This is a genomic window from Mucilaginibacter inviolabilis (genome assembly GCF_011089895.1).
GTDB classification, from domain to species: Bacteria; Bacteroidota; Bacteroidia; order Sphingobacteriales; family Sphingobacteriaceae; genus Mucilaginibacter; species Mucilaginibacter inviolabilis.
In genome coordinates this window covers 2,060,078-2,071,971 of sequence record NZ_JAANAT010000001.1, presented here as the reverse complement: position 1 = coordinate 2,071,971, position 11,894 = coordinate 2,060,078, and the positions used below count along the sequence as shown (strand labels likewise).

General features: G+C 47.3%; 7 protein-coding genes. All 7 read left to right on the top strand.

The genetic code is table 11. The annotated features are described in order from the left end of the window. The first annotated feature begins 7 nt into the window (after positions 1-7). The 7 genes from G7092_RS08265 (at position 8) to G7092_RS08235 (ending at position 11,879) form a co-directional block, all read left to right on the top strand. Entirely contained in the window at positions 8-1,243 is a 1,236-nt protein-coding gene (locus G7092_RS08265; protein ID WP_166088044.1) for an enolase C-terminal domain-like protein, read from the top strand. Positions 1,244-1,334: 91 nt separating this feature from the next. Then, on the top strand, positions 1,335-2,990 hold the full coding sequence (locus G7092_RS08260; protein ID WP_166088043.1) for a sodium:solute symporter family transporter: 1,656 nt from the start codon (positions 1,335-1,337) through the stop codon (positions 2,988-2,990). Positions 2,991-3,002: 12 nt separating this feature from the next. Then, on the top strand, positions 3,003-3,434 hold the full coding sequence (locus G7092_RS08255) for an L-rhamnose mutarotase (RefSeq protein ID WP_166088042.1): 432 nt from the start codon (positions 3,003-3,005) through the stop codon (positions 3,432-3,434). 180 nt (positions 3,435-3,614) lie between these two features. Then, complete coding sequence (locus G7092_RS08250; protein ID WP_166088041.1) at positions 3,615-5,897, top strand: glycoside hydrolase family 95 protein; 2,283 nt, start codon at positions 3,615-3,617, stop codon at positions 5,895-5,897. 386 nt (positions 5,898-6,283) lie between these two features. Then, entirely contained in the window at positions 6,284-8,221 is a 1,938-nt protein-coding gene (locus G7092_RS08245; protein ID WP_166088040.1) for an SGNH/GDSL hydrolase family protein, read from the top strand. A gap of 9 nt (positions 8,222-8,230) precedes the next feature. Next, a complete protein-coding gene (locus G7092_RS08240; protein WP_166088039.1) occupies positions 8,231-9,532 on the top strand; it encodes an alpha-L-fucosidase in 1,302 nt (433 codons plus the stop codon). 13 nt (positions 9,533-9,545) lie between these two features. Further along, positions 9,546-11,879 (top strand): glycoside hydrolase family 95 protein, encoded by a 2,334-nt coding sequence (locus G7092_RS08235; RefSeq protein ID WP_166088038.1) that lies wholly within the window; start codon positions 9,546-9,548, stop codon positions 11,877-11,879. The last annotated feature ends 15 nt before the right edge of the window (positions 11,880-11,894 follow it).

The following is an 11,894-nucleotide window of genomic DNA, read 5'->3' as shown; positions in this document are numbered from 1 at the left end:
AAAATAGATGATAAAGAATATTGAAGTTGACGACGTACGCTACGCGCTTGATGGTAGCGCCGGGAGTGATGCCGTACATACCAACCCCGTTTATTCCTACGCAGTAACCCGTTTGTTTGATGATAGCGGACTAACAGGCACCGGCTTTGCCTTTACCCTTGGCGAGGGCAACGACCTGGTTTGCAAAGCCGCCCATTATTATGCCAGCAAACTGGCGGGGAAAGATATTGAAGAAACCATGGCCGGTTTTGGTCGATTGTTCAACCAGCTTTCCAACGATCAGCAATTCCGATGGTTGGGGCCGCATAAAGGTGTGGTGCACCTGGCCTTGGCTTCGGTCACTAATGCCTGTTATGATCTTTGGGCCAAAAAGAGGGGGGTACCGCTATGGAAATTACTCACTGATCTGTCGCCCGAGCAAATTGTGGCGACGCTTGATCTTTCCTATCTCGAGGATGAATTGACTCATGCGCAGGCTATCCAAATGCTTACCGATCAAAGGTCTGCCAGCCATCAGCGGGAAAATATTTTACAAACCGGCTACCCGGGTTATGATACTTCCATCGGCTGGTTCAACTACTCCGACGAAAAAGTACGCGAGAACTGTAAGAAAGCCCTGGAAGAAGGTTTTACCGCCATGAAACTTAAAGTAGGTTCTGTTGATCCGGAAAGGGATATCCGCAGGGCGCACATTGTACGTGAAGTGGCGGGTGACAGCGTAAAAGTGATGTTGGATGCCAACCAGCAATGGAACCTGCCGCAGGCTATCTCCATCTGCAATCAATTCAAAAGCATGAACCCTTACTGGGTAGAAGAGCCCACCCACCCGGATGATGTACTGGCCCATAAAACCCTGGCCGATGCCGTGTCCCCGGTAAAACTGGCCTTGGGCGAGCACGTACCCAATAAGATCATATTTAAAAATTACCTGCAAACTGGCTGCGCCTCTTTTATCCAGGTGGATGCGGTGCGTGTAGGCGGGGTAAGCGAATTTATCACGGTGAGCCTGCTTTGTAAAAAATACGGTATACCGGTAGTGCCTCATGTAGGCGATATGGGGCAATTACACCAGCACCTGGTACTGTTCAACCATATATCGATGGGGCACGAAGCCTTGTTTTTAGAGCATATCCCACATTTACAGCAGCATTTTGTAAACCCGGTACATATCAGCAATGGTGTATACATCACCCCGCAGGAGCCCGGCAGCAGCTGCGATTTGATAGCATTAAGTCAAAAGTAAAAATTCAAAAGTCAAAATATGAGAACAAAGGGAAGGTTGATAAAGCAACAGTTTGTCTTAATTCTTATCTCTTGATTCTAAACAAAAAAACATGATCCATACTCCCGATTTGATCATCAGCGCCTTGTACATCGCCTTTATTTTTATCATAGGGCTATGGTCGGGTATCCGGCATCAGCGTAAAACGCGGAATAACAATAATGCTGCCGGGGAGTACTTCCTGGCGGGCAAAAAACTGCGCTGGCCCATGATCGGTTTGGCCTTGTTCGCTACCAACATATCCTGTGTGCATTTGGTAAGCCTGGCCCAAAGCGGCTTTGATAAAGGCCTGCTCAATGGCGATTTTGAGTGGATGGCTGCCTTTACTTTGATCTTGCTGGCCTTGTTCTTCGCGCCGTTCTATATCAAATCGGGTGTGGCTACCCTGCCCGATTTTTTGGAGAAAAGGTATGATCGTGCCAGTCGCGATTGGCTGGCTATTATATCCGTAGTGTCGGCGGTACTTATTCATATCGCTTTTTCGCTACTGGCCGGTGGGGTAGTGCTGCATACTTTGTTCGGGGTGGATATGTATACCAGCGTTATCGTTATCTCCATTATTACCACCATTTACACCGTTGTTGGCGGCTTAACCGCTGTGGTGGTGACAGAATCTATCCAAACCCTGGTGCTGTTGGGCGGCGCCATTATCATGAGCATTGCCGCCTATAACAAAATGGGCGGCTGGGAGCCGATGGTGGATGTATTAAAACATACCGGCGAAATGAACAAGCTTTCCATGCTACGTCCGCATGGCGATCCGAGCGGTATGCCCTGGTACGCTGTATTTCTGGGCTACCCGGTGTTAGGCATCTGGTACTGGTGCGCCGATCAAACCATTGTACAGCGGGTATTGGGCGCCAAAGACGAGAACCATGCCCGTGTGGGCCCATTATTCTGCGGTTTTATTAAAATATTACCCGTTTTTATTTTTGTGATGCCGGGCCTGTTTGCTTATACGCTGGCACAAAGCGGTCACCTGGATATTTCGGCATTAAAATCTGTTGTTGGCGGGAAAGAGGTTGTTGACAGCAAAGGCATCTACACCCTCATGATCACCCAACTGATACCTCAAGGATTGATAGGTGTATTAGTTGCCGCCCTGTTATCGGGTTTGATGAGCCAGATCTCAGGGGCGCTAAACTCCATTTCTACCATTGTAAGCTATGATATTTATAAACGATATAAGCCGGAGGCTAACGATGCCGGACTGGTAAAAGTGGGCAAAATAGCTGCGGGAGTATCACTGGTTTTGTCGCTGGCTTTGCTGCCGCTGCTTAATCGCTACGGCAGTATTTTCGATGGGTTGAATGACATCATCGCGCATATAGCGCCGCCTATAACCTGCGTGTTCTTGTTGGGCGTATTCTGGGATAAGGCATCGGCCGTATCAGCCAAATATACTTTGTGGATTGGCTCGGCTATTGGTGTGATCGTATTCGCGACGAATAAGTTGTTTCCGGATACCGCAATAGGGCAGATCCCCTTTATGATGATGGCTTTTTACCTGTTTGTGATCTGTGTACTGATACAGGTATCGCTATCCTATATCTACCCAGTAAAACATACCAAGGAAAGTTCGGTACTCTACTGGCGATCGCCCTGGGAACCCCTGCGTGGCCCGGCCTGGAGCGGCTTGGGGAACTATAAAGTGCTCTCGGTATTACTGGTACTCATTATGGTGGTGCTTTTTTACATTTTCAGATAATTAATGATGGATATGAAAAGATTTTGTATAGCGATCATCTGCCTGCTGACTTTTTCAGCATGTGATCATCCTCAGCAGCAACAATCAACTGCTCATGTTGTCAAAGTAAAACGCTTTGGTATGATAACCGGCTTAAAACCCGAAAAGATGGCTTACTATAAAAAGCTGCACGCTGCCGCCTGGCCTGGGGTATTAAAAAAGATCAAAGAATGCAACATCCGTAACTACTCCATCTACATTCAAAAAATAGAGGGTAAGTATTTTCTGTTCAGCTATTTTGAATATGTGGGGGCCGATTTTGATAAAGACATGGCCCTGATGGCTGCCGATACCACCACCCAGCGCTGGTGGAAAGAAACCAATCCCACGCAAAATCCACTGCCCGAGGCGGCAGCTCAGCAAAAAATATGGCAAAACATGCAAGAGGTTTTCCATACCGATTGAGCATGATATCCGGCAAAATGTAACAAATATCATGTGTGTTTAAATTAAAACTGTAAGTATTACATTTAATTTATATTTTTAGCGCTGATTGTTACATCTGGGTGCTTTTGGAGATAGAATATGGTAAGTATATCCGGAGCGAAACAATCAAACCAATTAAACACTAAATTTTTGTTTCTGATGATTAAAAAGATTACTTGCTTTTCGCTTTTCTTAACGCAAACCCTATGGGTATTTACCGCAGGTGCCCAACAGGTAAATCCAGGTCTGCATCAAAAAAGTTTAACGGTTTGGGATGATAAACCCGCCAAAACCTGGATGACCGAAGCCTATCCCATAGGTAATGGCCGCATAGGCGGTATGGTATTCGGCGGATTGGCGCAGGAGCACATCCAGTTTAACGAGATCAGTTTATGGACGGGCGACGAAAACGAAACCGGCGCTTACCAGGCCTTCGGCGATCTGTACATTGATTTTAAGGGTAAAGATTCAACCCAAAAAATACCGGCAAATTATCGCCGTCAGCTGGATATTAGTAAGGCCGTACAACAGATTAGCTATACCGATGGGGGCGTGACTTATCAACGCGAGTATTTTTGCAGTTTCCCTGGCAAAGTGATGGTATTGCACTTTACCGCCAATAAAAAAGGCGCTTATTCTGCCACTATTAAATTAAAAGATGCCCACAACACTAAAGTTACCGAAAATGGCGTCATGCTGAAAATTAAAGGTAAATTGGATAACGGCCTGGCATACTATGCCGGGCTTACAGTTAAAGTAGATGGTGGTACTGCATATGTTGAACCGGATAGTAAAGGGGAGCCGCAATTAACTATTAAAAAAGCAAATGGTTTTACCGTATTACTGGCTGCAGCTACTGATTACAGTAACCAACGTGAACAACACTGGCGCGGCGAATCCCCGGAAGTAAAAGTAGGACAAGCCTTAACGGCGACTTGGAGCAAAACCTATGCGCAACTGTTAGCTGCCCATTTACAGGATTATCAGGCATTGTTTGGCCGTGTAGCTATTGACCTGGGTAACACCCCGGCAGAGCAGGCCGCTTTGCCCACATACAAACGACTTACAGCTTATAAAACCAAAGGCGATCCGCAATTAGAGGCCTTGTTATATCAATATGGCCGCTATTTGCTCATCAGCTCCTCACGTAAAGGAGGCCTGCCAGCCAATTTGCAGGGCCTTTGGAACGAAAGCAATAACCCACCATGGCGCAGTGATTACCACTCCAACATCAATATCCAGATGAACTACTGGCTGGCCGAGCCTACTAATCTTTCAGAATGTCATTTCCCATACCTCGATTATATTAACAGTATGCGCGAGGTGAAAAAGGAAAGTACCCGCAAGCAGTATCCCGGCGTTCGCGGCTGGACGGTGAAAACCGAGAACAATATTTATGGCGGTTCCAGCTTTTTGTGGAACACTCCCGGCAGCGCCTGGTATATGCAGGGCATCTGGGAGCATTATGCCTTTACACAGGACAAAGCCTATTTGAAAAGCTTTGGTTATCCTATTTTGAAAGAGGTAGTGGAGTTTTGGGATGATCACCTGAAACGTCGCCCTGATGGTACGCTGGTATCGCCGCTGGGCTGGTCGCCAGAGCATGGACCTACCGAAGATGGGGTTACTTATGACCAGGAAATAGTATACGACCTGTTCACTAACTACATTCAGGCCGCTGATGTTTTAGGCATCGACAAAACATACCGCGATCGCGTAGCCGATATGCGAGAGCACCTGCTAAAACCAAAAATTGGTAAATGGGGTCAACTGCAGGAATGGGAAACCGATCGTGACGATCCGAAAGATACGCACCGCCATTCTTCAAACCTTTTCGGTCTGCACCCGGGCAGCCGCATCAGCACGCTCAAAACACCTGAGTTGGCCAAAGCTGCTAAAGTAAGCTTACTGGCCCGTGGTGATGTATCAACAGGCTGGTCGATGGCCTGGAAAATGAATTTCTGGGCACGTTTACAAGATGGTAACCACGCTTATACCATTCTGAACAATTTTATAACGCTGGTTGGTGGTTCCGGAGTAAATTATAACGAAGGCGGCGGTTTATATGCCAACCTTTTTTGTGCGCATCCACCATTCCAAATTGATGGAAACTTTGGCTACACAGCCGGCGTAACCGAAATGCTGCTGCAAAGCCAAACCGGCGAACTGCAATTATTACCCGCGTTACCCAAAACCTGGCCAACAGGGAGTGTACAGGGCCTGCGTGCCCGTGGTGATTTTGAGATCGTGAACATGGAATGGAAAGACGGCAAAATTGTTAAGCTTAGTATCAAATCATTGGCCGGCGGCGAATGTAAACTGCAAAGCCCTAATGCTTTAAAAACTGCTTCACAGGTTTCAAAAACTGATGGGGCTGGTAATGATGTGGCTTACAGCTTTAAGACAGAGAAGGGGAAGGTTTATGATTTTGTGGGGAATTGATAACGCCGCAGAATCGACTCACCCGATCATCGCTTCGCTTGATCACCCTCTCTTCGCCTGCGGCGGAAAGAGGGGATCGCCTTTCTTTTTGTCATCCTGAGGAACGAAGTATCTATTCTACAATTAAAAAGTTCAATAGCAGATGCTTCATTCCATTCAGCATGACAAAATGTTTTCCAAACCCTCTTTCCGCCGCAGGCGAAGAGAGGGTCGTCCAGCGAAGCGTAGACGGGGTGAGTCGCCTGCGAAAGATGAGGCAAAGGGGATTGTCCATCTATTTCAAAGATTTATCCATTTTTTGAGATATAATTAGCCAATACATTTACCAAACCAGTAAAAAAGCCATCCGGCGAAAACCATTATAACAGTATTATAGGATGCAAGGCATGATAAAATTTAAATACTTATTTATTTTAACCATAACCCTGGGGGCTTTTTTACCGGTAAAAGCTCAGGACAAAAACACCCTTTGGAAGGGTTTTGAAAAAGTAACCATTAACATCGACGGGCACGACGCTTATTATGTAAAGCCCGCGCACCCTCTACCGGGCAATCCCTGGGTATGGCGCGCCTCGTTCCCGGATTGGCATACCGAAATCGACAGCATATTGCTTACCCGGGGTTTTTATGTGGCCTTTGTTAATGTAGATAATCAATATGGCGCTCCGCAGGCCTTACAGGTTTGGGATAAATTTTATGCCTATTTAACAGAAAAGCAAGCATTCGCCCACAAGGTGGCGTTAGAAGCCGTAAGCCGTGGCGGTTTGTATGTATATGGCTGGGCTAAGCGTAATCCGGATAAGGTAAGTTGTATTTATGGCGAAACACCGGTTTGCGATTTTAAAAGCTGGCCCGGTGGCAAAGGTAAAGGCCCCGGTGATGCCAATAGTTGGAAAGAGCTGAAAGAGGTATATCATTTTACCGAAGAGCAGGCATTGGCTTATAAAGATAACCCGATAGATAACCTGGAAGGGCTGGCCTCGTTCCGCGTGCCGGTGCTGCATACTATCGGCTTAAACGATAAGTTGGTTCCGCCCGATGAAAATACCTATATCTTCGCTAAAAATTACCTGGCTTTGGGTGGCCCGGTGAGCATTCAGCCTATAACCCAGGGGCCTGTGGAGCTGCAGGGACATCACGTTAAAATTGATCGCCCCGGTTATTATGCCGATTTTATCTACAGCAATTCGTACCCCGTAAAAAACGCGCTGCCGTACAGCAATTATGTAACCACAGCCAGCAAGCTCAATAATTTTTATTACACGGTAACGGTTAAAAAGAAGGCCACAGTTTCGTTCCTGGGCGGATCGATCACCTTTAACCCGGGTTGGCGCAACAAGATCTGCCGGTATCTGAAAGAAACTTATCCCGAAACTGATTTTCATTTTATAGCCGCCGGTATACCATCCTTAGGTAGTTTGCCGCATGCATTCCGCGTGCAGCGTGATATCCTGGATTCGGGTAAAACCGACCTGCTGTTTTTAGAGGCGGCCGTAAACGATCGCGGTACCGACAGCACCACACAGGTACGTGCTTTGGAAGGTATTGTAAGGCATGCCCGCAATGCCAATCCTTATACCGACGTAATCCTGATGGCCTTTGTCGATCAGCAAAAAATGGAAAACTATGCCAAAGGCAAGTTATCGCCCGAATTATTTAACCATGAACTGATAGCCAAACACTATAACCTGCCCTATGTAAACCTGGCGCTGGAAGTGAACGACAAGATCAAAAATAAGGAGCTTACCTGGAATGATGATTTTAAAGACATCCACCCGGCCTATTACGGGCAGGAGCTCTATTTCGCCACCATCCGGACGCTGTTGCAGGAGTGTGTGGAGGCTAAATACAAAGTGCCGTTTAAAATGCCTGTACCCCAGGTAATTGATAAGGCCCGCTATGAAAATGGCAGCTATTATGACCTGGCTAATGCCAAGCTGGGCAAAGGTTGGCAGATCACACCCGATTGGAATCCGAAGGATGGTCTTTCCACCCGCCCGGGTTTTGTGCATGTGCCGGTATTGAATGCCGATGAACCGGGGGCAGAATTAACACTCCCATTTAAAGGTAACGCGGTAGGTATTGCCGTAGTAGCCGGTGGCGACGCGGGCACGATATCCTACGCGGTAGATAATGGCCCTTATAAAGATAAGGACCTGTTCACCGAGTTCAGCAGCTGGTTGCATCTGCCCATTTATCATTTACTGGGCGATAATTTGAGCAATGGCAATCATATGCTGAAAATCAAGATCAGCGATAAAAAGAACAATGCGAGCAAGGGGCATGCCTGCAGGATCGTTCATTTTTTGGTAAACAACAAATAAACCCTGAATATGATAAAGAAAAAAGCGGCTCTGATCATGGCCCTGGCATTAAGCATTTGCACGGCGTTTGCCCAGGAGGTTAAAACCCCAAAAGCGGTGATGGATCAGTTTATGGACAAGCGTTTTGGTATGTTCATTCATTTTGGCCCGGTAACCCAGCGCGGTACCGAAATTGGCTGGAGCCGCAATAAAGAGGTAGCCCAGGTTGATTATGACAACCTGTACCATGAGTTTGATCCCAGATTGTTCAATGCCGATGCCTGGGTGAAAACCGCCAAGGATGCCGGTATGAAATACCTCACCATCACCGCCAAACATCATGATGGCTTTTGCTTATGGCCAACCGCTTTTTCTGATTATAACGTATCCAATTCGCCATTTAAAAGAGATATCGTGGGTGAGCTGGCACAGGCTTGTAAAAAACAGGGTGTAACTTTCTGTATCTACTTTACCGTGTTAGACTGGCACGACCCTGATTACCCCATCCACAACCCTTACGACTCTACCAAAAATGTTAAGGGCGATATGACGGCCTTTAAAACCCGCATGAAAAACGAGCTGAAGGAAGTGATCACCAAATACAAACCTTTTATGCTGTGGTTTGATGGCTACTGGGAAAAGCCATGGACAAAAGAAGATGGCAAAGAAATATACCAGTTCATCAAAAGTGTTGACGCCAATGTGATCGTCAACAACAGACTGGGTAAGATCAGCGAAAAACTGAACGAGGAATCGGTAGGTGATTTTTTAACCCCCGAGCAACGCATAGGGGAGATCAATATGAACGAGCCCTGGGAAAGCTGCATCACCATTTGTAATCAATGGGCCTGGAAACCCAACGACCAGATGAAGTCCCTGAAACAATGCATCCAAACGCTGGTAACTACCGCAGCCGGCAATGGTAACCTGTTATTCAATGTTGGCCCGGCCATGGATGGACACATGGAGGCCCGGCAGATAAAACGCCTGCAGGAAATGGGCGATTGGTTAAAACAATACGGCGAAAGCATTTACAGTACCCAAGGAGGACCTTACGCACCAAATGCTGTTTACGGGGCCACTCGTAAGGGTAATAAAATATACCTGCATGTTTTTCAGCGTAAGGATGGAGTGCTCACTATTCCCGCTATTCCGGGTGTAAGGATCACCAAATCCTATTTTATGAATGGGGCTGCAGTGACTCTTAAAGCAGATAAAAACAATTATCAGATTAACCTGCCAGTTACCATGCCCGATGAAAATTGCTCGGTGATTGTTCTGGATCTAGACAAAAGCGCGCAGAGCATCCCGGTAATACCCACCAAAGCCTAATTACTTAAAACTAATGATATCCAAACGTCTCACATCCATAACAAGTATATTGTTATTAACCTCAACGCTCAGTTTTGCGCAAAAACAAGCGTTGAGATTGCATTACGACAAACCCGCCGCCGTTTGGGAAGAAACCCTGCCCCTGGGCAACGGCAGGCTGGGCATGATGCCCGACGGCGGCGTGAACGATGAAAAGATCGTACTGAATGACATTACCTTATGGTCGGGCTCAGTACAGGATGCCAACAATTACGAGGCTTATAAACAGCTGCCGCAGATAAAGGAGCTGTTGCTGGCCGGTAAAAATGTAGAAGCGCAGGCTTTGATCGACAAAGATTTTGTGTGCAAAGGCCCGGGCTCGGGTGGCGCACGCTGGGGCTGCTACCAGGTTTTGGGTGATCTGGACCTGAAGTTTGACTATGGTAAACCCGATGCCAAGGTTACCAATTACCAAAGGTCCTTGTCCTTACCTACAGCGGTAGCCAATACCAACTACCAGGTTGATGGCGTTACCTACAAACGCGAATACTTCACCAGTTTTGGCGATGATGTGGACATGATCAGGCTTACGGCGGATAAACCCGGCAAGCTCAATTTCAGTATCAACATTTCCCGCCCCGAACGTTCAGCTACCAGCACCAGCGGCAACACCTTGTTATTGCAGGGCAGGCTGGATAACGGTACCGATGGCAACGGCATGCAATACCAGGCCAGCGTTAAAGCCAAATTAACCGGCGGTACGCTCAGCAGCACCACCAACAGCCTGGTGATAAAAAATGCTACCGAGGTGATCATTTACGTATCGGCAGCCACCGATTTCCGCAAGCCCGATTTTAAACAAAGGATCCAGCGCGATCTGGATGCCGCTATAAAAAAGCCTTATGCTGCGCAAAAACAACAGCATATCGCCAATTTTCAAAAACTGTTTAACCGTGTCGACATCAATTTAGGATCACCGGAAAGCACCGAAACTACCGATCAGCAGCTGATCAGCTTTCATAAGCAACCGGGTAATCATAAAGATATGCCGGTGTTGTTTTTTCAATTCGGCAGGTATCTGAGTATCAGCAGTACGCGTGTGGGTCTGCTGCCGCCAAACTTGCAGGGCCTTTGGGCTAATCAGATCCATACTCCCTGGAACGGCGATTACCACCTGGATGTGAACGTACAGATGAACCATTTCCCGGTAGAGGTATCCAATCTATCCGAACTGAACCTGCCCCTGGTTGAACTGGTGCGTGGCCTCGTTAAACCCGGCGAACGTACCGCCAAAGCTTACTACAATGCCGATGGTTGGGTGGCCCACGTAATCACTAACGTTTGGGGCTGGACAGAGCCCGGCGAAAGTGCTTCCTGGGGTGTAACCAAAGCCGGATCGGGCTGGCTGTGCAGCAACCTTTGGGATCACTATGCCTTCAGTAACGATAAGGCATATTTAAAAAGCATTTATCCTATTTTAAAAGGGTCTGCACAGTTTTACAGCAGTATCCTCATCAAAGATCCTAAAAGCGGTTACCTGGTTACAGCGCCGTCTTCATCGCCCGAGAATAGTTTTGTGATGCCTGATGGGAGTGGCCGGCATGCCAGTATTTGTATCGGCGCTACTATTGATAACCAGATCATGCGCGAATTATTCGCCAATGTAATTACTGCTTCTGAAACTTTGGGGATTGATAAATCATTCAGCGATACCTTGAAATTACGCCTTAAACAGATCCCGCCTCCCGGTGTAATCAGTAAAAATGGCCGCATCCAGGAATGGATGGAAGATTATCAGGAAACCGAACCTCAGCACCGCCATATTTCGCACCTGTACGGTATCTACCCAGCATCCGAAATTACATCGGATGGCACACCCGAACTCGCGGAAGCTGCCAAGAAAACACTCAACGTTCGTGGCGACGACGGGCCGAGCTGGTCTATCGCCTACAAACTATTATTCTGGGCAAGGCTGCATGATGGTAACCGCGCTTACAAGCTGTTTACCGAGATCATGAAACCAACCACCCGTACCGATATCAATTATGGCTCGGGCGGTGGTATTTATCCCAACCTGCTTTCTGCCGGACCTCCGTTCCAGATCGATGGTAATTTTGGTACTACCGCCGGTATAGCCGAAATGCTCATCCAAAGCCACGCCGGTTATATCGATCTGCTGCCCGCCGTGCCCGATAGCTGGAAAGCATCCGGCTCTGTAAAAGGCCTCAAAGCCCGCGGCAACTTTACTGTTGATTTTGCCTGGAAGGATGGCAAGGTCACCACATATAAAGTCACCTCGCCCAATCCGCGCGGTGTGAAGGTGAAAATAAACGGCGTGATCAAAAATATTACCGCCCAAAAAAGCTAAACAATTTAAACTATA